Below are 19,472 nucleotides of genomic sequence, written 5' to 3'. Positions count from 1 at the left end.
CCGATACAAGATCTATAACAATCTCAAAATAAGACTAACTCTGTACCGCAACCGCAGATCCAGCCTCATACACAACCACTTGATTCCGTCCGCCTCGCTTGGCGCGATAAAGCGCCTGGTCTGCGCGCCGCAACAGTAGGTCCGCCGTCTCGCCGTCACTCGGATACAGAGCAATGCCAATCGATAGAGAAAACTCTCCATAAGTCTCATCTTCCAATGGAACTTTAAGGCTGGTCACCGATTTGCGAACCGTCTCCGCACGGTCATACGCTGTAGCGCCACTCACGTCAGGAAGAATAATCGTGAACTCCTCGCCTCCGTAACGACACGCAATATCGTCCGTCCGAATGTTCGTCCGGAAGAGATCCGCAATCGCCTGCAACGCGGTATCTCCCGCAGCATGGCCATGCGTATCGTTGAAGCGCTTGAAGTGGTCGACATCCAACATAAAGACAGCAAGCGTCTGCTTGCGCCGTGCCGCACGCGCCAGTTCCCTCTCCAGCGAAATCTGCATGAAGTGCCGATTGAACAGCCCCGTCAAAGAGTCGCGAATTGACTGGCTTTCCAGCTTGGTGCGCAGGTTCAGCGAAGCAACCGCCATACCCGTAAGTTGCAGCAATTGCCGCAAACCATCCAATCGCGCATTCACCGCTGCTACATCTTCATCTGTGTTGCATTGCACATAAAGTACGCCCAGCGTATTGCCATGAGCCACAATCGGCAGGCACAGATATCTCTCCGGTAGATGACCTACAAAATGCGTACAGTGAATCTCCGAAACACCCGGCTGACGCCAGCGTGGTTGACCCGATCGCAACCCGCAACACGATTCTGGCGGATTGAAATCCTCCAACGCCGCCACGCCCCACGACGAAACTACTTCCACCAATTGCCGCGAATTATTGATGATGCACAACGATCCGCTCGACATCGGCAGCAATCGTAAAAAGCTTCTGGCAGCAGACTCATATACCTGCGATACATCCACGCAGAGTTGCAACTCATCGCGCGAAAACGTAAGCAGCGCCGACTCATTCGCCTTATCCTCCAGCGCATTCACACTCGAAGCAAGCCGCTCATTGGTCAGCAGCATCTGCCTTCCCACTCGCTGTCGCAGCACCGCATCCCGCAATAGAAATCCAAACAGCACCACAAGCCCCACCAGGGACAGGCCAACATAACCAAATTCACCGATCGTTGAGGCCAGAGAGCTCTGTTGCCGCACTGCAGTTCGTTCTTTCAGCCGCGACTGCTCTTCATCCAACATGCGGTTGATCGTCTGCTGGCACCGCTGGATCGGCAGCTCTGGCACAGTAGATTGCATGTTAAAAGTGTTCACAACCCGGCTCAGGTTCTGGGAACAAATCCCCAGGCTCTCCACATTTGTCACCTGGTAAGGATTGTCCGCAACCAATACCCGAAGAGTGATGACAGAATTTTCAAGCAGATTGGCGCTTGAACGCGCTCGATTCAACTGCTCTTCCTCGCCCGTCAGGCGATACAGCCGGGTTCTGTACTCAATCCTCTCGTTCCACATCGACGCCCGCTGAATCGCTGTCAACACTTCCTGCGTATGCTGTACCCAGTCCGCCCCTGAGATCAATCTTCGCGTGTTGCGGTAAACCAATAATCCAGCAAGCACCGTAAGCAGCCCTGCACCAACCGCGGCGAGGACGAGCACGGCAACAACAGAGTTCACTTTTTTAAATCGCTGCTTGAGATTAAACATCCGTTCCCAATATGACCTGACATGGTGCAAGTAATACACTTATAGTAACGGTAGTAACCTAGCTTGAACATCGAATACTCAAAAATCTTGCCAACACCCGTTTTCTGCTCCCAAATTGAATCGCCTTGTCCAAAAAGCTGTTTTTTTTTCATTTTGGGCAATTCCACGCCGCGTAATTCAAATAAAATCTAGGCCACTCCCAAATCATGGTAGGTTACGCTTAGAATCGTTAAATCACTCACTACTATCGGTCGCCAAATTTCGGCATCTAAATTCAGGTACCCAAATTCGGCCACCCCGGTTCGGTCATTAAGTTCGGTCCTTAAGTTTGGCCATCAGGTTCGGCCACCAGGTTTAAGCAGCCAACGTTCATGAGACAAACAGACATATCCATTCCCGAAAGCGCCCATCTGGACCTCGAACAGCTTGTGCACACACAAGCTGAAGAGCTCGCGGCAGTCCATCAGCAACTACGGGACGAAATCAATCGGCGCAAGCACCTCGAAGCCGAACTCCAGCGTCTCTCCGTGACAGATGAGCTGACCGGTCTCAGCAATCGCCGCGGCTTCCTCCTCCGAGCAGAACAGCAACTCAAACTCGTACCTCGCCTCAACGCTCAGGGCTGGCTCATCTATCTCGAACTCGACGGGATCAAGCCGATCAATGCAGAACTGGGCCACGATGTAGGCGATCAGCTCATCAAGAACACAGCAAAGGTGCTGCGCGAAACCTTCCGCGAATCCGACGTCATCGCACGCATCGGCAGCGACGAGTTCATCGTCTTCGCAACCAGCTCATCCACGCCCGTCGAAGAGATCCAGGGCCGCCTGGATGAGAAAATCAGCCACCACAACAACTTTTTTCCAGACCAGCCCCAGCTCTCCATCAACATCGGCATCATTCATTGCAACCCTCACGCACTCGACTCGCTCGATGACATGATCCACCAGGCCGACGCAGCCATGTATATCGAGAAACGCCGTAAACGAGCCTATCTTCACAACAACGCCTTCGACTAACCCTTCGTCGATTTACAAACGACCAATCCATATCCGCTACAATCATGCTGAACGACTCCTTCCGCATGACTAGTCTTTTTGATCTCTATAAAATCGGCGTGGGCCCATCCAGTTCACACACCATGGGCCCCATGCGCGCAGCCTTCCGCTTCGCCCACGACCTCAACCAACAGCAGGTCCTGCAACGCGTCTCACGCCTCCAGGCCGAGCTTTACGGATCGCTCGCGCTTACCGGCATCGGTCACGCAACAGATCGCGCCGTATTACTCGGGCTCAGCGGTCACGAACCCGCCACCGTTGATCCAGAAGCCATCGATCGAGACGTGGCCGGGATTCGCGCCTCGCAGCAGATATTGCTCGCAGGCAGCCACCCCATCGCTTTCCACGAAAACACCGATCTGCTCTTCCATCGCGATCAGATGTTTCCCCCCGAAGCAACACAGCAGCATCCAAACGGTCTGCGGCTCACAGCCTTCGACGAATCCGGCGCCGTGCTTTCGCAACGCACCTACTTCTCCATCGGTGGCGGATTCATCACCGAAGACGGAGAAACCTCTGCGGCAACCGACAAGCCTTCCATCGAGATTCCATACCCTTTTCAAAGCGCTGCCGAACTGCTCGAACTCGCCAATGCAAATCATCTCCGCATCGACGAACTGATGTTGGCAAATGAATGCGCGCTCATTCATACCGACGGAACGCACCAATCGGACGAAGAGCAAATCCGCAACCGCATCCTTACTATTTGGAAGACCATGCAATCCTGCGTCGCTCGCGGCATCGCCACCGAAGGCATCCTGCCCGGAGGCCTCAAAGTCCGTCGACGTGCCCATCGTCTCGCGGAGCGCCTCGAAGCCCGCAGGCAAAACGGTCAACCCGTCGATCCACTCGCGCCGCTCGATTGGGTCACCATCTACGCGATGGCCGTCAATGAAGAAAATGCAGCAGGCGGACGAGTCGTCACCGCACCAACCAACGGAGCAGCAGGAGTAGTGCCGGCCGTAGCCCACTACTATCTCAACTTCATCCCAGGTGCAGATCAAGCCGGGCTCCTGCGCTACTTCCTCACCTCCGCCGCCATTGGCATTCTGTATAAAGAAAACGCGTCGATCTCAGGCGCAGAAGTCGGCTGCCAGGGCGAAGTAGGCGTAGCCTGCTCTATGGCTGCTGGCGGATTAGCTGCAGCCCTCGGCGGCACCAACGGACAAATTGAACACGCCGCCGAGATCGGCATGGAACACAACCTCGGCATGACCTGCGATCCCATCGGCGGCCTCGTTCAGATTCCATGCATCGAGCGCAACGCCATGGGCGCAGTCAAAGCAGTTCACGCCACGCGCATGGCAATGGAAGAACCGGAAGAGCACAAAGTTTCTCTCGATCAAGTCATCCGAACCATGTACCTCACCGGCCTCGACATGCAATCCCGCTACAAGGAAACGTCCCTCGCCGGCCTCGCTCTCAACATCATCGAGTGCTGAGCAGCCGCACACTTCATGCAGAAATGAGAGGCCTACTCTGGAAAGCGAACAGCCGCAAGCGAATGAACCCTATCCTGATTTAAGCAGCGAATCTCTCACTGCAAATATCGCCATTCCACCTCTGCCCAGCCATCAGCGCGGCATCGCGCCTCTATGGCACACGCTCCTGCTTCTCATTGCGCTGCTCGCTCTATCCTTCGACGGAGCGCTCGAACACGCACCGCCCACCGGCAACAGCGGATCGCTCTTCGTACGCTACGCAGTAACCGGCGCAGTCGAACTCCTCGTAGTCGCGTGGATTGCATTCGGCCTGCGTCTACGAAAGATTTCCTTCCGCTCTCTCCTCTGCGCATTCCCCAATACGATCTCTGCGTTCGGCAAAGAAATCGTAATCGCGATTCTCTTCTGGTTCGCGTCCATGTTCATTCTCGGCTCGCTCTCCGTCACCTGGGCTGGCGTAGAAACAAAAATCTATCAACACAAATTGCAAGAGCAGAAAAGCACACCTGGTTCCGCAGCAACCAAGCTCACCTCACCCGAACAGGAGCAAAAGGAGATGGCCGAAAAACTCATGACCATGGCTCCGAGCTCTGCACTCGAATGCATCGCATGGGGAGGGCTCTGCCTGCTCGTCGGTTTTTCAGAAGAGATCATCTTCCGTGGCTATCTGCAAACGCAGTGCATCGCATTTCTCCGCAGCATGCCTGCTGGCGTAGTGATTGCAGCTCTCGTCTTCGGCTCCGCACACGGCTATCAAGGCGTGCGCGGCATATGTCTCATCACCGTTTTCGGTGCGCTGTTCGGCATCATTGCGCTACTTCGCCGCAATCTTTTTCCCGGCATGCTCGCACATGCATGGCACGATTTTGCAACTGGAATGTTGCTCGCATTTTTGCGTTCAAGCCACATGCTGGACAGGCTTCCTCACGCGTGACGAAAGTTACGCCTTCCCGTTCGAAAAAAATTCCCTCTAAGATTTCCATTTTTCTCTTGACACTTATCGAGCATGAAACTATACCTTCATCCATTGCAGCAGTTTTGCTCGGACTGCAATGGAGTTGATTCACAGGGAGAACCAGCGAGCAACCAACAGGCAAGGCATCACAAAAAAGGCAACACAAAAGGGGACGCTCAAAGCGTCCCCTTTCGTGTCTCTGCTCTCATCTCTTCGCCTCTCGTATGTGAGCTATTCATCTGTCAGCACGATACACTTGTCATGGACAACAACCTCAATGACACGACGCCGCTGGATCGCCGATAGCTGGACAGACACAACCGCAAGCCTTCTCGGCACACAAGCCGAACATCTCGCGCGCGTCCTTCGCGCACAGGCTGGCACAGAAGTCGATGTCGTCGCCAACGGCCGCGTCTACAACGCCGTAATAGAAACCGTCATCATCGAAGAGGTCATCTTCAAACTCATCGCAGAGACCGCCGCCGATCCAGCTCTCCCGGTCACGCTGCTTCTAGCCATCTTCAAATTCGATCGCATGGAGTGGGCCATCGAGAAGGCCACCGAACTCGGCGTAGCAACCATCGTTCCCATTGTCGCCCGCCGCACCGAGAAGCATCTCGCGCAGGCCGCAGACAAACGTGTCGAGCGCTGGCGAAGGCTCGCACACGAAGCAGCCAAGCAATCTCGCCGCGCAGATCTTCCCTTCATCGAAGATCCAATAGCACTACCGGCGCGCCTACAACAAAACTCCGATGCGCAACGCATACTGCTCGCCGAAGACGAACGCGACACCACACTTCGCCAGCGGCTCGAAGCAGCGACGAACACCAACGAAGTAAATTTGCCCACATTTGAATTCGCCATCGGCCCCGAAGGCGGCTGGACAAGTGAAGAACTCTCGCTCTTCACAAAACACAACTGGCAACCCGCATCGCTCGGCCCAAGAATCCTTCGCGCAGAAACCGCCGCCATCGCATCCCTGGCCATAGCCTCATCGATTTTATAAAGCAAGCTTCTAACCAGCCCGCTCAATCTGGTAATGAAACGGCGCACCGACTTCGACCGCCATGCTGCGCACCGTTTGAAGAAACGCTGAAGCAGCATACGACAACTTTCCATTCCGTCGATGCACCAGCCGCAGCAATCGGCGAAACTCCAACTCATCGACCGGCACTGCGACAAGATCCCCAGTCTCCAATTCGCGCCCCACCGTCAATCGCGGCACCAGCGCCACGCCGTTTCCCATCGCTACAAATCTTTTGATCGCCTCAATCGAAGGCAGCTCGATATCCATGTTCAAAGGCGTGCGATGCCGCTCAAATGCCTCGATCACTTTGCGTCGCAACGGAGAAGGCACATTGTGCGCAACAAACGTCTCACCGCCAAGATCGGTGATAGATAAGCGTTCCTCGCCCGCCAGCGCGTGTTGCGGATTCATCACCAGCGCCAGCGTATCCGCATAAACGGCAATCGATCTGTACTGCTCCGTGTCCGGCTTGAACGACATCACGCCAAGCTCGAAGATCCGCAAGGACAACTCTTCCGGAATCTTGCTCGCCAGCGAACGATGGACCGTTACATCGATCTTTGGATACTGCCTGCGAAACGCATCCACCACCGGCAGCAGATACAGGCACGTGTACTCATTCGCAGCCAGTTGCAACCGCCCTCGCTCCAGCGACTTCAACTCCTCCATCGCCGACGAAGCCTCGCGGCGCAGCGCCAGCAGCCGAGTCGCATACTCGCGCAGCAACTCACCCGCCGCCGTCAGTGATCCGTCTCGCGCCGCACGATCGAACAGCATCTCACCAACCGATTCTTCCAGCTTGCGAATCACTTGGCTGATAGCCGGCTGCGTCCGATGCAATCGCACCGCGGCACGCGAAAAACTATGCTCCTCCGCCACCGCAAGAAAAGTCTCCAACTGGTTCAGTTCCATGACTTTCCACCTCATCTATCAACATAAGCAATTCTAATCGATTATAAAATAATTATAACTTTGCGTTATACCCGTCAATTCGGCGAAACTATGTTCAGGCGGAAGAGTCTTCCCCCCCAGGTATTCCAATGTCTATAGACAAAAATCAAGTTCTGATCTTCGACACCACTCTCCGCGACGGGGAACAATCCCCCGGCTGCAGCATGACCACCCAGGAAAAACTCTCGATAGCTCACGCCCTTGAAGATCTCGGCGTCGACATACTTGAAGCAGGCTTCGCGATGGCGTCAGAAGGCGACTTCGCAGCCATCGCAACCATTACACAAGCCATTCGCAAGCCGCGCATCACCTCGCTTGCCCGCGCCAAGAGCGAAGACATCATCATGGCCGCACGCTCGCTCGAACACGCCGACCGCGCGCGCATTCATGTCTTCCTCGCCTCAAGCGATCTGCACCTCGAATACAAACTCAAGATGAGCCGTGAACAAGCGCTCGCCCAGGCCGCAGAGTCGGTACGTCAGGCTCGCGCCCTCATCGATGATGTCGAGTTCTCGCCCGAAGACGCCACCCGCTCCGACCGTGACTTTCTCGTCGAAATGGTCCGCGTCGCAATCGAAGCTGGTGCCACCACCATCAACATGCCCGACACCGTCGGCTACACCACCCCCGAAGAATACGGCCAGCTCTTCCGCGAAGTCCGTGAGCGCATCCCGGCCATTGACGCGCAAGGCATTATTCTCTCCAGCCACTGCCACGATGACCTCGGCCTCGCCGTCGCCAACACTCTCGCAGCCGTCTCCGCTGGAGCACGCCAGGTAGAGTGCACCATCAACGGCATCGGCGAACGCGCAGGCAACGCCGCACTCGAAGAAATCGCAGCCGCACTCTTCGTCCGTGCCGACCGCTACGGCGTCACCACCGGCATTCAACTCGATAAGCTCGTGCCCACCAGCCAGACTCTCGGCCAGCTCATCACCTTCGGCCCGTCGCCCAACAAGGCCATCGTCGGAGCCAATGCCTTCGCCCACGAATCCGGCATTCACCAGCACGGCATGCTCGCCAATCCGCTCTGCTACGAAATCATGACTCCAGCCTCAGTCGGAGCGGCGACCACCACTCTCGTACTCGGCAAGCACTCCGGACGCGCCGCACTGCGCAATCGTCTCGAACAACTCGGTTACACCATCTCCCGCGAAGAGCTGCAGCAAACCTACTACCGCTTCGTAGCCCTCGCCGATCGCAAGAAAAACATCTACGACCAGGATCTAGTCGGCCTGCTGCCGCAACAGATTCGCGACCGCCGCCCCATGTCCTACGCTGAAGTCGACTAACGCGCATCAGCACAACACCTCACGAGCGCAACACGAGGAAAAGGAACGCAATGAAGCTGAACCTCCTAGTAGTCGCCGGCGATGGCATCGGCCCCGAAGTTACCCGCGAAGCAGTCGCCGTTCTCAACACGGTCGCCGAACTCGAAGGCCATGAATTCTCCGTCACGGAAAAGCGCATCGGTGGAATCGCCATCGACACCGACGGCACTCCATTGCCCGCAGACACACTCGAAGCAGCCCTGGCATCCGACGCCGTATTCCTCGGCGCAGTCGGCGGCACCAAGTGGAACGCCCTACCTCCCAACACTCGTCCCGAAGCCGGCCTGCTGCAACTCCGCGCTGCCCTCGGCGGCTTTGCCAACCTGCGCCCGGCCTTCGCCGTGGCCGAGCTCGCCGCTAACAGCCCTCTCAAGTCCGAGATCGTCGCAGGCGCAGACATCCTCTTCGTTCGCGAACTCCTCGGCGGCCTCTACTTCGGCGCGCCTCGCGAGTGGAACAAGTCCACCGGCGAAGCCTGGAACACCATGCGCTACACCCGCGACGAAATCGTCCGCGTCGCCCGCATCGCCTTCCAACTCGCCGAAAAGCGCGACAAGAAACTAACATCTGTAGACAAGGCCAACGTTCTCGAAGTCTCGCAGCTCTGGCGCGCCACCGTAAACGAAGTCGCCGCCGAATTCCCCGACGTCACCGTCGAGCATCAGCTCGTTGACTCTATGGCCATGCTTCTGATGACCAGCCCGCGCAACTACGATGTCGTCCTCACCGAGAACCTCTTCGGCGACATCCTCTCCGACGAGTCCGCCGTCATCACCGGCTCGCTCGGCATGTTGCCCTCCGCCACCATCGGCGGCAAGGTCAACCTCTATGAACCGATCCACGGTTCGGCTCCCGACATCGCAGGCAAAGGCCTCGCCAATCCTCTCGGAGCCATCCTCACCGCCGCGCTCGTTCTACGTCACTCCGCCGGTCTCGAAGCCGAAGCAGCCATCATCGAGAAGTCCGTACGCCGCGTCCTCGAAGAAGGCTTCCGCACGCCCGACTTGGCCCGTGGCAATACAACCGATTTCAAGGTTCTCTCCAGCACCGAGATGGGCAAACAGGTCCGCGAAACCGTCAACGAAATGCTGACCACCGAAACCATTTAGTTCGCAACATACGAATCGGAACCCGAACATCGGAACAGGACACAATCATGAGCAACACGCCAAAAACGTTATTCGAAAAAGTATGGGAGCAGCATGTAGTCGTCGAGCCTCAGGGCGAACCGACCATCCTCTACATCGACCTGCACCTGCTCCATGAAGTCACCTCGCCGCAAGCCTTCGAGGGATTACGCCTCACCGGCCGCACCGTGCGCCGTCCCGATCGCTGCGTCGCCACCGTGGACCACAACGTACCCACACTGCTGGCCGAGCGCTTCAACATCCTCGACCAGATCGCCGCTAAGCAAATCTCGACCCTGCGCGAAAACTGCAAAGAATTCGGCATCGAGCTATACGACATCGGCAGCCGCGAACAAGGCATCGTCCACGTCATCGGCCCGGAACTCGGCATCACCAAGCCCGGCATGACCATCGTCTGCGGCGACTCGCACACCAGCACTCATGGAGCATTCGGAGCACTCGCATTCGGCATCGGCACCAGCGAAGTCGAGCATGTCCTCGCCACGCAAACACTGCCGCAGGACAAGCCCAAAACCTTTCGCATCGCAGTTGAAGGCGATCTGCCCAAAGGCGTCACCGCGAAAGACATCGTCCTCGCCATCATCGGCAAGATCGGCACCGACGGCGCCACCGGACACGTCATCGAATTCGCAGGCTCCGCCATTCGCGGGCTCTCGATGGAGGGCCGCATGACCGTCTGCAACATGAGCATCGAGGCAGGCGCACGCGCAGGCATGATCGCTCCCGACGAAACCACCTTCGCCTATCTCAAAGGCCGCCGCTTCGCTCCAAAAAATGCAGAGTGGGACAAAGCCGTCGCAGCATGGAGCCAGTTGCCCAGCGACCCCGGCGCCAAATTCGATCGCGAACTCATCATCGACGCCACCACGCTCGCGCCCTATGTAAGCTGGGGCACAAGCCCGGGCATGGTCGCACCCATCACCGCATCCGTTCCCAACCCCGCCGAGACTCAGAACGAGAGCGAACGTCGCGCCTTCGAGCGTGCCCTCGAATACATGGACCTCAAAGCCGGCACGCTCCTTGAAGAGATTGCAGTCGACCGCGTCTTCATCGGCTCCTGCACCAACTCCCGCATTGAAGATCTCCGCGCCGCCGCCGGTATCGCCAAAGGCCACCACGTCAGCACACACGTTTCAGCAATGGTCGTCCCCGGCTCGCAAGCCGTGAAAGATCAAGCCGAACGCGAAGGCCTCGACGTCATCTTCCGCACCGCTGGCTTCGACTGGCGCGAGCCAGGTTGCTCTATGTGCCTAGGCATGAACCCCGACATCCTCCAACCCGGCGAGCGTTGCGCGTCCACAAGCAATCGCAACTTCGAGGGCCGCCAGGGCCGCGGCGGACGCACCCATCTCGTCAGCCCTGAAATGGCCGCAGCCGCAGCCATCACCGGTCACTTCGTAGACGTGCGCAACTGGGCAGCAATCGAACTGACAGCGGAGGTCAACTAACATGGAACCCTTCAAGACCATCACCTCACTCGCCACACCGCTCGATCGCGTCAACGTCGATACCGACCAGATCATTCCCAAGCAGTTCCTCAAGCGCATCGAGCGCAGCGGCTACGGCGAATTCCTCTTCTTCGACTGGCGCCGTCTCCAGGAAGGCCCGTCCGCAGACGAGCCCGACCCCAGCTTCGTTCTCAACGACGCAAAGTACAAAGGCGCGAAGATCCTCATCGCAGGCAAGAACTTCGGCTGCGGCTCCAGCCGCGAACACGCCGCATGGGCACTCAGCGACTTCGGCTTCCGCGCCGTAATCGCACCGACCTTCGCCGACATCTTCTTCTCCAATGCAGGCAAGAACGGCATCGTCCTCATCCGCCTCTCCGAAGAAGACGTAGCCCTGCTCCTCGACCGCGCCGCGAAGACACCGGACTATCAGATCACCGTCTCTCTCGAAGATCAAACGGTTACCGACGCACAAGGCTTTCACGCCACCTTCGAGATTGATCCCTTTCGCAAGTACTGCCTCATCGAGGGCCTCGACGACATCGGCCTCACCCTGCGCCACGCTTCAGCACTCGACACCTACGAAGCAAAACACGATCAAGCCACGTGGCTGGAGCCCAGGCCCGCAACTGCCTCGGCATAATCACAATGAACAGGCTGGAAGAACTACGCCAAAGCTTCCGGCCTGACCAAATCGGAACCCTGTTCGTGGGAGAATCGGCACCACGCAGTGGCAAGTTTTTTTACCAGCAGAACACCGGACTGTATCGTGCGATAAAAGCAGCCTTCCACGGAGAAGACGACTTTTTATCCAACTTCAAAGCCGGAGGATTTTATCTCGACGATCTTTCGCTGATCCCTGTTAACGGAATGGAGCGGAAGGAACGAAGAAGACAATGCGAAGAGAGCGTAGCGCCTCTTGCAACTCGTCTGAAAGCATATCGCCCGGCTGCCATCGTTATCATTGGACGCAGCGTAGACCAGTTGATTCACAGGGCTGCAAAAGAAGCCGGGATTGATATTCCGATTTACACCACGACATACCCAGGACGCTTCAAGCAACTGAAAGAACAATTCGCAAGTGAGATGGCGGAAATCATTCCGCACCTTTTTACAGTGAGCCAAGGCAAGTGAAATAAAGCAAAGGATCAGATCAGTGACCATCCAAGGCAAGCGCCAGAGCATCCCGTTGACCGAAGGCCCCAATCGCGCCGCCGCACGCAGCTATCTCCGCGGCATCGGATTCACCAAAGAAGATCTGCACAAGCCCATCATCGGCGTCGCCAACACCTGGACCGAGATCGGCCCCTGCAACTTCCATCTCCGTGATGTAGCTGAAGCCGTCAAGCAGGGCATCCGCGAAGCCGGCGGCACTCCTATGGAGTTCAATACCGTCACCATCTCTGACGGCATCACCATGGGCACCCAGGGCATGAAGGCCTCTCTCGTCTCACGCGAAGTCATCGCCGACTCAGTCGAGCTCGTCGCTCGCGGCAATCTCTTTGACGGCATCGTAGGCATCGGCGGCTGCGATAAGAATATGCCCGCCATCATCATGGCCCTCTGCCGCCTCAACATCCCCGGCATCATGCTCTACGGAGGCAGTATCGCCCCCGGCAAGCTCAAGGGCCCCGACGGAACGACCAAGGACATCACTATCCTCAACGTCTTCGAGGCCATCGGCTCTCACGCCGCAGGCACCCTCGACGACGCAGGCCTCGAAGCCGTCGAAGCCAATGCCTGTCCCGGAGCCGGTGCCTGCGGCGGTCAGTTCACCGCCAACACCATGGCCATGGCCTCCGAGATTCTCGGTATCAGCCCCATCCAGCTCTCCGGCGTACCTGCATTGAGCGCCGAAAAGCACGAAGCCTCGCGCCAGGCCGGGCACATCCTCATGGAAGCTGTCCGCGCCAACCGCCGCCCCTCCGACATCATCACCCGCACCTCCATCGAGAACGCCATCGCCTCCGTCGCAGCCTCCGGCGGATCGACCAACGCAGTCCTCCACTTCCTCGCCATCGCACGCGAGATGGGCATCCCACTCAACATCGACGACTTCGACCGCATCAGCGACAAGACGCCCTTCATGTGCGACCTCTCGCCCGCAGGCAAGTACGTCGCTTCGGACTATCAAGCCGCAGGCGGATCGCGCCTCCTAGCCCAGCGCATGTTGAAAGCAGGCATGATCGACGGCTCAGCCATGACCATCAGCGGGCGCACCATCGCAGAAGAAGCGAACGACGCCATCGAAACACCCGGCCAGCAAGTCATCAAGACCTTTGAAGCACCCATCAAAGCCCACGGTGGCCTCGTCATCCTCAAGGGCAATCTCTCCCCCGAGGGCTCGGTTATGAAGATTGCAGCAGCCGACCGCGTCGAACATCGCGGCCCTGCCCGCGTCTTCGAATCGGAAGATGAATGCTTCCTCGCCGTGCAGAATCAGCAGATCAATCCCGGCGATGTCCTCGTCATTCGCTACGAAGGCCCCAAAGGCGGTCCCGGCATGAGAGAGATGCTGCAAGTCACCGCAGCCATCAGCTCCAATCCTCATCTCAGCGCCACCGTAGCCCTCATGACCGATGGCCGTTTCAGCGGTGCAACGCGAGGCTTCACCGTAGGCCACGTTGCCCCCGAAGCCTTCGTCGGCGGCCCGATCGCAGCCGTTCGCGAAGGCGACATCATCCACTTCGACATCGCAGGCCGCAAGCTCACCCTCGAAGTCTCAGAAGAAGAAATTGCATCACGCTTGGCAAATTTCAAAGCCCCAGAACCACGCTTCAAAAAAGGCGTCTTCGCCAAATACGCCAAGTCCGTAAGCTCCGCCGCAGAAGGCGCAATCACAATTTAGTTTTTAGCCTCTGGCTGGTAGCTGGAGGCTAAAAGCTGGAAGCTAGAAGAAAAGGAAGGAAATCTTCCATGACAAACAATATCGACAAAGACAATTCGCACCTCACCACCCCCACCCGCCTCACCGGCTCAGAGATCGTCTGGGCCACGCTGGTAGGCGAGGATGTCACCGAAGTCTTCGGCTACCCAGGCGGCGCGATCCTGCCCATCTACGACGCTCTGCGCAAGTTCCCCATCCGTCACATCCTCGTGCGCCACGAGCAGGGTGCCTCGCACATGGCCGACGGATACGCGCGCGCCTCGGGCAAAGTCGGCGTAGCCATGGCAACCAGCGGCCCCGGTGCGACCAATCTCGTCACCGGCATCGCCACCGCCATGCTCGACTCGATTCCGATGGTCTGCATCACCGGCCAGGTATCAAGCAAGGTTCTGGGAACAGATGCCTTCCAGGAAGTCGATATCACCGGCATCACACTCCCCGTCACCAAGCACAATTTTCTCGTCACCCGGGCCGAAGACATCGCTCCCGCTATCCGCTCTGCCTTCCAGATAGCCCGGTCCGGACGACCCGGTCCAGTCCTCGTCGACATCACCAAGGACGCGCAGCAGAACTCCGCCATCTTCGACTTCGCCGCCGCCAAACCCAGGCCCTATTTGCCGCACCCCATGCTGTCCGTCATCGACTCAAGGCTTGCAGACGCAGCCGAGCTGATCCGCAACGCCAAGCGCCCCGTCATCCTCGCTGGCCACGGCATCCTGCAATCCAACGCAGGCGAACAAGTCCGCACTCTCGCCGAACGCATGCAGATTCCCGTCGGCACCACGCTCCTCGGCCTCGGAGCCTTCCCCGCCTCGCATCCACTCAACATGGGCATGATGGGCATGCACGGCGAGTCGTGGGTCAACGACGCGATCCAGCAAGCCGATCTGCTCATCGCTTGCGGTATGCGCTTCGATGACCGCGTCATTGGAACGCCCTCGACCTACTCGCCCAACTCCAAAAAGATTCACATCGAGATCGACCCCGCCGAGATCAACAAGAACATCAAAGCCGACATTGCCCTCGTCGGTGATCTCCGCGAAGTCCTCGAACAGCTCCTGCCGCTGCTCCCCGGACGCGACGGCTCATCCTGGCTGAATGCCATCGAGTCGAGCAAAGGCACAGCCGCAGTCCGCGACATCCGCAACCTTCCCGACGACGGCCATCTCTACGCCGCACACGTCATGCACGACCTCTGGCGCATCACCGAAGGCAAAGCCATCATAGCCACCGACGTAGGCCAGCACCAGATGTGGGAAGCACAGTACTACCATCACGATCACCCGCGCACACTCATCACCTCCGGCGGCCTCGGCACTATGGGCTTCGCACTTCCCGCCGGCATCGGAGCAAAAGTCGCATGCCCTGAAAAAGAAGTCTGGGTCATCGCCGGCGATGGCGGCTTCCAGATGACGTCTTCAGAACTCGCCACCATCGCGCAGGAAAAGCTCAAGGTCAACATCGCCATCATCAACAACGGCTACCTCGGCATGGTCCGTCAATGGCAGGAGTTCTTCTACGACCGCAACTACGAGTCCACACCCCTCGTAAGCCCGGACTTCGTCAAACTCGCCGACGCCCACGGCATCGCAGGCCTGGCAGTCCGCGATCGCGGCAACCTCGAAGCCGCCGTGCAGACAGCCCGCAGCCACAACGGCGCCTTCCTCATCAACTTCATGGTAGAGAAAGAAGACTCCGTCTACCCCATGATCCCCGCAGGCAAAGCCCTGCACGAAATGATCCGCCGCCCCGGCCACAACCCGTTGGTAGAGAAACCCGAAGACGAGTAGCACCAGAGCCCCTGAGGTAAGTCGCAATTATGCTGCATACATTCATCGCTTATGTGGAGGATCGGCCAGGCGTTCTGGCTCGTGTAGCCTCTTTGTTCCGCCGCCTCAACATCAACATCATCTCGCTCACAGTCGGCCACAGCGAGCGCCCCGGCGTCTCGCGCATGACCATCGTCGCCAACGCCCCCGAACATGCCAACGCCGAAACCGGCAACCGCATCCGGGCCAGCCTCTATAAACTTGAAGATGTCGTAGAAGTCGACGACATCGGCCGCGCGCCCGCCGTCACCCGCGAACTCGCGCTCATCAAAGTTTCCGCCACGGCAAGCAACCGCTCCCACATCTTCGAGCTTGCCGAAGTCTTCCGCGCCCGCATCGTCGACCTCGCCCCCGACTCGCTGATGATTGAAATCACCGGCGTCGAAAGCAAGATCGAAGGCCTCATCCAGGTGCTCAACGAAACCGAAAACCGCGTCCTCGAAGTCTGCCGCAGCGGCAAGATGACCATGCGCCGCGGCAAACACTCCAGCGGAGTCCTCCGCGCCATGGGTGCAGGTGACGCGGAAGCACCAAAGCCCGGCATTCACCCCCCGAAGACAGCCGACAACTTCGCCGACAACATCTGAAATCAACAAGAGCAGTAGCTGGTTACAAAACAATCCAGCTAACTCGCTAACTCGCCAATGCCGCAAAGCGGCGCTAACTTGCTAAAAGGAAGTCAAACAACATCATGGCCAAGACCTACTACGATCAAGACGCAGACCTCTCCCTCATCCAGGCGAAAAAAGTCGCCATCATCGGCTACGGCTCCCAGGGCCACGCCCACGCCCTCAACCTCAAGGACTCAGGCGTAGAAGTCCGCGTCGGCCTCGCCGAGAACAGCAAGTCCCGCGCCAAGGCCCAGAAGGCTGGCCTCGAAGTAGGCACCCCAGCCGAAGTCACCAAATGGGCCGATGTCATCATGATCCTCACCCCCGATCAGACTCAGGCCAAACTCTACGCTGAAGAGATCGCCCCCAACCTCAGCGCAGGCAAGCTGCTGCTCTTCGCCCACGGCTTCAACATCCGCTACGGCACCATCACGCCCTCCAAGGACATCGACGTCGCCCTCGCCGCGCCCAAAGCTCCCGGCCACCGCGTCCGCGAAGTCTTCACCGAAGGCGGCGGCGTACCCGGCCTCATCGCCGTCGAGCAGGATGCCACCGGCAACGCTCACGCCCTCACCCTCAGCTACTCCAAGGGCATCGGCAACACCCGCGCTGGCGTGCACGAAACCACCTTCACCGAAGAAACCGAAACCGATCTCTTCGGCGAACAGGCCGTTCTCTGCGGCGGCGTAGCCTCGCTCATCAAGGCAGGCTTTGAAACCCTCACCGAAGCCGGCTACCAGCCCGAGATCGCCTATTTTGAAGTCCTCCACGAGCTCAAGCTCATCGTCGACCTCATCTATCGCGGCGGTCTCGCCTACATGAACTACTCCATCTCGGATACCGCCGAGTGGGGCGGCTACGTCAGCGGCCCACGCGTCGTCAACGCTGAGAGCAAAAAAGCCATGAAGGCCATCCTCACCGACATCCAGGACGGCACCTTCGCCAAGCGCTTCATCGCCGACCAGCTCTCCGGCCGCAAGGAGTTCCAGGCCTTCCGCGACGCCGAAGCAGCCGAGCCAATCGAAGCAGTCGGCAAAAAGCTCCGCGCAGCCATGCCCTTCCTCGACCCAGTCACAGTAGAAGAAGTATCCAAAACCCGCTAAACCAGCAATACCGAGTCCTCCCTGGCCAGGTAAACATCCCTCAGCCAGGGCGGACTCAAAGCTTTCAACCAAACCGAGAAGTTACCTTTGTAGTTGCGTTGCAGTTGCCTTTGTTTTTCTGTCTGTCATTCCCGAAGGGAATCTGCTTCTTCCGTTTGCCTTTGCCGTTGCAGTTGTCTTGCCGTTGCAGTTGTCTTTGCCCTTGCCGTTCTGTCTGTCATTCCCGAAGGGAATCTGCTTCTTCCGTCGCCCTTGCCAGTCACCCTCCCATCCATCCCCAAACGGAATCCCCCAGAAGACCAACTCCCCAAACCAGAGGACCACAGCCTTCCAACCCGGGAACCATTCCCCCCAGTCCCACGTATTCTCCACATCGCACCACCCAATGGAACTCCGTTCAAGATCATCCGTTAAACTAAGACTCAATAGGGAGGGTACCGAATGCCGATAGAACTTCCGCTATCCATGATTCCGGAGACACCCTCCTCCCGGCCTGTCCTCATGGCCGCAATCGACAAGATTCCACCATTGCAGGGCCTCCCCAGCGACCAGCTTGAGTGGCTCGCGCAGCATGGCAAAGAAATTCGTCTGAAAACCGGCGACGTCCTCTTTGAAGAAGGCGATCCCGCCGAGCAGATGATGCTCATCCTCAAAGGCGAACTGCACGTCCGCCGTACCAAGAGCGGCCCGATGGCGCTCTTTATCGGTCGCTCCGGCCAGATGACCGGTCTGCTTCCCTACTCGCGCATGACCAGCTACGGAGGGCAGGGCTTTGCCGTCTCTCCCGTATGGGCGCTCGTCTACCACAAATCGATGTTCCCACTGATCCTCGAAGTGATCCCATCCTTCGGGCAACGAGTCGTGGCCACGCTTCTGGACAGAGTCCGCGAAGTCACCCGCATCGAACAGCAAACCGAAAAGCTCACCGCCCTCGGCAAGCTCGCAGGCAATCTCGCTCACGAACTGAACAATCCCTCCTCAGCCGCCCAGCGCGCCGCCGGAGGTATCCTGACCGAGCTCGGCAACTTCAGCGACAGGCGCTATCGTCTCGTCTCTCTTTGCCTTACCCCCGAGCAAGTACTCGCCGTGCAGAACTGGGAGCAGGGAGTGCGTCTTCGCTCTCTCGATCACCCCGACACCGAAGCCGTCCACATTGCCGCACGCGAAGACGCAATCACCGCCTGGATCGCCCGCCACAGCCCCTCCGATGCCTGGCAGATCGCGCCTGAACTCGCCGAAATGGGCGTCGAGGCAAGCGATCTCGATCCGCTCCGAGCCTTCCTCGACGAAGCCGCAATCCGCGTCGTGCTTGAACAATTCGCCTCCGCCCTGCGCGCCGAACACTACGCTCAGGCCATGCTGCACTCGACCAATCGCATCTTCGACCTCATCAGCGCCATCAAGACGTATTCCTACATGGACCGCGCCCCAATTCTCGAAATAGATGTCCCCGCCGGCATCGATGCAACATTGCAGATGTTGCAATCGCGCATGAGCGACATCAACGTAATCCGCGAATACGCGCTCAACCTGCCCACCATCAGCGCCTACGGCAGCGAGTTGAACCAGGTATGGACAGCCCTCATTGAGAACGCGCAGGATGCTCTGATGCTCGTCGATCACAGCGCAGATCCCGAACAAAAAGGCTGTCTCCGCATCGTAGTCCGCCAGGAACCGGACATGATGCTCATCGAAGTTTGGAATAACGGCCCAGAGATCCCACGCGAATTCCAGGACCGCATCTTCGAACCATTCTTCACCACCAAGCCACCCGGCCAGGGCCTCGGGCTAGGTCTGGACAACGCCATGCGCATCGTCCGCAAACATCGCGGACACCTGGGCGTCCGCTCCGAAGACGGCCTGACCTGCTTCCGAGTACGCCTGCCACTAAACCAGCTACAAGCCTACTAACGGCAACCATCTCTCCACCCCAATCAGCTTTTGCCGTTGCAG

16 protein-coding genes are annotated in these 19,472 nt (G+C 58.3%); 14 read left to right on the top strand and 2 right to left on the bottom strand.

Annotated features, from left to right (window positions below):
- Positions 1 to 34 precede the first annotated feature (34 nt).
- Positions 35 to 1,699 (bottom strand): sensor domain-containing diguanylate cyclase, encoded by a 1,665-nt coding sequence (locus OHL19_RS07485; protein ID WP_263357021.1) that lies wholly within the window; start codon positions 1,697 to 1,699, stop codon positions 35 to 37.
- 401 nt (positions 1,700 to 2,100) lie between these two features.
- Here OHL19_RS07485 and OHL19_RS07480 point away from each other — a divergent pair, with 401 nt between their 5' ends.
- The 4 genes from OHL19_RS07480 to OHL19_RS07465 all read left to right on the top strand — a co-directional run bounded on the left by OHL19_RS07480 (position 2,101) and on the right by OHL19_RS07465 (position 6,190).
- Positions 2,101 to 2,748 (top strand): GGDEF domain-containing protein, encoded by a 648-nt coding sequence (locus tag OHL19_RS07480; protein WP_263357020.1) that lies wholly within the window; start codon positions 2,101 to 2,103, stop codon positions 2,746 to 2,748.
- A gap of 65 nt (positions 2,749 to 2,813) precedes the next feature.
- Complete coding sequence (locus OHL19_RS07475; RefSeq protein WP_263357019.1) at positions 2,814 to 4,229, top strand: L-serine ammonia-lyase; 1,416 nt, start codon at positions 2,814 to 2,816, stop codon at positions 4,227 to 4,229.
- Positions 4,230 to 4,647: 418 nt separating this feature from the next.
- On the top strand, positions 4,648 to 5,163 hold the full coding sequence (locus OHL19_RS07470; protein ID WP_263357018.1) for a CPBP family intramembrane glutamic endopeptidase: 516 nt from the start codon (positions 4,648 to 4,650) through the stop codon (positions 5,161 to 5,163).
- Positions 5,164 to 5,461: 298 nt separating this feature from the next.
- Complete coding sequence (locus OHL19_RS07465; protein ID WP_263357017.1) at positions 5,462 to 6,190, top strand: RsmE family RNA methyltransferase; 729 nt, start codon at positions 5,462 to 5,464, stop codon at positions 6,188 to 6,190.
- A gap of 9 nt (positions 6,191 to 6,199) precedes the next feature.
- Here the strand turns inward: OHL19_RS07465 and OHL19_RS07460 are convergent, their stop codons facing one another.
- Positions 6,200 to 7,123 (bottom strand): LysR family transcriptional regulator, encoded by a 924-nt coding sequence (locus OHL19_RS07460; RefSeq protein WP_263357016.1) that lies wholly within the window; start codon positions 7,121 to 7,123, stop codon positions 6,200 to 6,202.
- Between the two features lie 128 nt (positions 7,124 to 7,251).
- Between OHL19_RS07460 and OHL19_RS07455 the strand changes: the two genes are divergently transcribed.
- The 10 genes from OHL19_RS07455 to OHL19_RS07410 all read left to right on the top strand — a co-directional run bounded on the left by OHL19_RS07455 (position 7,252) and on the right by OHL19_RS07410 (position 19,430).
- The gene (locus OHL19_RS07455; RefSeq protein WP_263357015.1) at positions 7,252 to 8,454 is read left to right on the top strand and encodes a 2-isopropylmalate synthase; all 1,203 of its coding nucleotides are present in this window, start codon (positions 7,252 to 7,254) and stop codon (positions 8,452 to 8,454) included.
- Positions 8,455 to 8,504: 50 nt separating this feature from the next.
- Complete coding sequence (gene leuB, locus OHL19_RS07450) at positions 8,505 to 9,602, top strand: 3-isopropylmalate dehydrogenase (RefSeq protein ID WP_263357014.1); 1,098 nt, start codon at positions 8,505 to 8,507, stop codon at positions 9,600 to 9,602.
- A 47-nt stretch (positions 9,603 to 9,649) separates the two neighbouring features.
- On the top strand, positions 9,650 to 11,089 hold the full coding sequence (gene leuC / locus OHL19_RS07445) for a 3-isopropylmalate dehydratase large subunit (RefSeq protein WP_263357013.1): 1,440 nt from the start codon (positions 9,650 to 9,652) through the stop codon (positions 11,087 to 11,089).
- Between the two features lies 1 nt (position 11,090).
- Positions 11,091 to 11,732, top strand: a complete 642-nt coding sequence (gene leuD, locus OHL19_RS07440; protein WP_263357012.1) for a 3-isopropylmalate dehydratase small subunit — start codon at positions 11,091 to 11,093, stop codon at positions 11,730 to 11,732.
- Between the two features lie 5 nt (positions 11,733 to 11,737).
- Positions 11,738 to 12,223, top strand: a complete 486-nt coding sequence (locus OHL19_RS07435) for a hypothetical protein (RefSeq protein ID WP_263357011.1) — start codon at positions 11,738 to 11,740, stop codon at positions 12,221 to 12,223.
- A gap of 22 nt (positions 12,224 to 12,245) precedes the next feature.
- A complete protein-coding gene (gene ilvD / locus OHL19_RS07430; protein WP_263357010.1) occupies positions 12,246 to 13,937 on the top strand; it encodes a dihydroxy-acid dehydratase in 1,692 nt (563 codons plus the stop codon).
- Positions 13,938 to 14,005: 68 nt separating this feature from the next.
- Positions 14,006 to 15,766 (top strand): biosynthetic-type acetolactate synthase large subunit, encoded by a 1,761-nt coding sequence (gene ilvB / locus OHL19_RS07425; RefSeq protein ID WP_263357009.1) that lies wholly within the window; start codon positions 14,006 to 14,008, stop codon positions 15,764 to 15,766.
- A gap of 29 nt (positions 15,767 to 15,795) precedes the next feature.
- The gene (gene ilvN, locus OHL19_RS07420; RefSeq protein WP_263357008.1) at positions 15,796 to 16,392 is read left to right on the top strand and encodes an acetolactate synthase small subunit; all 597 of its coding nucleotides are present in this window, start codon (positions 15,796 to 15,798) and stop codon (positions 16,390 to 16,392) included.
- Between the two features lie 104 nt (positions 16,393 to 16,496).
- Positions 16,497 to 17,519 (top strand): ketol-acid reductoisomerase, encoded by a 1,023-nt coding sequence (gene ilvC, locus OHL19_RS07415; RefSeq protein ID WP_263357007.1) that lies wholly within the window; start codon positions 16,497 to 16,499, stop codon positions 17,517 to 17,519.
- A 441-nt stretch (positions 17,520 to 17,960) separates the two neighbouring features.
- Positions 17,961 to 19,430 carry an ATP-binding protein gene (locus tag OHL19_RS07410; RefSeq protein ID WP_263357006.1) on the top strand — a complete coding sequence of 490 codons (1,470 nt, stop codon included), beginning with the start codon at positions 17,961 to 17,963 and terminating at the stop codon, positions 19,428 to 19,430.
- Positions 19,431 to 19,472: the final 42 nt, after the last annotated feature.

Source organism: Acidicapsa ligni, assembly GCF_025685655.1.
Classification (GTDB): domain Bacteria; phylum Acidobacteriota; class Terriglobia; order Terriglobales; family Acidobacteriaceae; genus Acidicapsa; species Acidicapsa ligni.
Note: the sequence above shows the minus strand (reverse complement) of the source record. Positions and strands in the feature narration are given on the sequence as shown.

Excerpts from the sequence above, each read along its gene's own strand:
- OHL19_RS07460 (WP_263357016.1), bottom strand. The coding sequence starts at position 7,123 with ATGGAACTGAACCAGTTGGAGACTTTTCTTGCGGTGGCGGAGGAGCAT.
- OHL19_RS07465 (WP_263357017.1), top strand. The coding sequence starts at position 5,462 with ATGACACGACGCCGCTGGATCGCCGATAGCTGGACAGACACAACCGCA.
- leuD (WP_263357012.1), top strand. The coding sequence starts at position 11,091 with ATGGAACCCTTCAAGACCATCACCTCACTCGCCACACCGCTCGATCGC.
- ilvC (WP_263357007.1), top strand. The coding sequence starts at position 16,497 with ATGGCCAAGACCTACTACGATCAAGACGCAGACCTCTCCCTCATCCAG.
- OHL19_RS07410 (WP_263357006.1), top strand. The coding sequence starts at position 17,961 with ATGCCGATAGAACTTCCGCTATCCATGATTCCGGAGACACCCTCCTCC.
- OHL19_RS07435 (WP_263357011.1), top strand. The coding sequence starts at position 11,738 with ATGAACAGGCTGGAAGAACTACGCCAAAGCTTCCGGCCTGACCAAATC.
- OHL19_RS07470 (WP_263357018.1), top strand. The coding sequence starts at position 4,648 with ATGTTCATTCTCGGCTCGCTCTCCGTCACCTGGGCTGGCGTAGAAACA.
- ilvN (WP_263357008.1), top strand. The coding sequence starts at position 15,796 with ATGCTGCATACATTCATCGCTTATGTGGAGGATCGGCCAGGCGTTCTG.
- leuB (WP_263357014.1), top strand. The coding sequence starts at position 8,505 with ATGAAGCTGAACCTCCTAGTAGTCGCCGGCGATGGCATCGGCCCCGAA.
- OHL19_RS07475 (WP_263357019.1), top strand. The coding sequence starts at position 2,814 with ATGACTAGTCTTTTTGATCTCTATAAAATCGGCGTGGGCCCATCCAGT.
- OHL19_RS07480 (WP_263357020.1), top strand. The coding sequence starts at position 2,101 with ATGAGACAAACAGACATATCCATTCCCGAAAGCGCCCATCTGGACCTC.
- OHL19_RS07455 (WP_263357015.1), top strand. The coding sequence starts at position 7,252 with ATGTCTATAGACAAAAATCAAGTTCTGATCTTCGACACCACTCTCCGC.
- leuC (WP_263357013.1), top strand. The coding sequence starts at position 9,650 with ATGAGCAACACGCCAAAAACGTTATTCGAAAAAGTATGGGAGCAGCAT.
- ilvB (WP_263357009.1), top strand. The coding sequence starts at position 14,006 with ATGACAAACAATATCGACAAAGACAATTCGCACCTCACCACCCCCACC.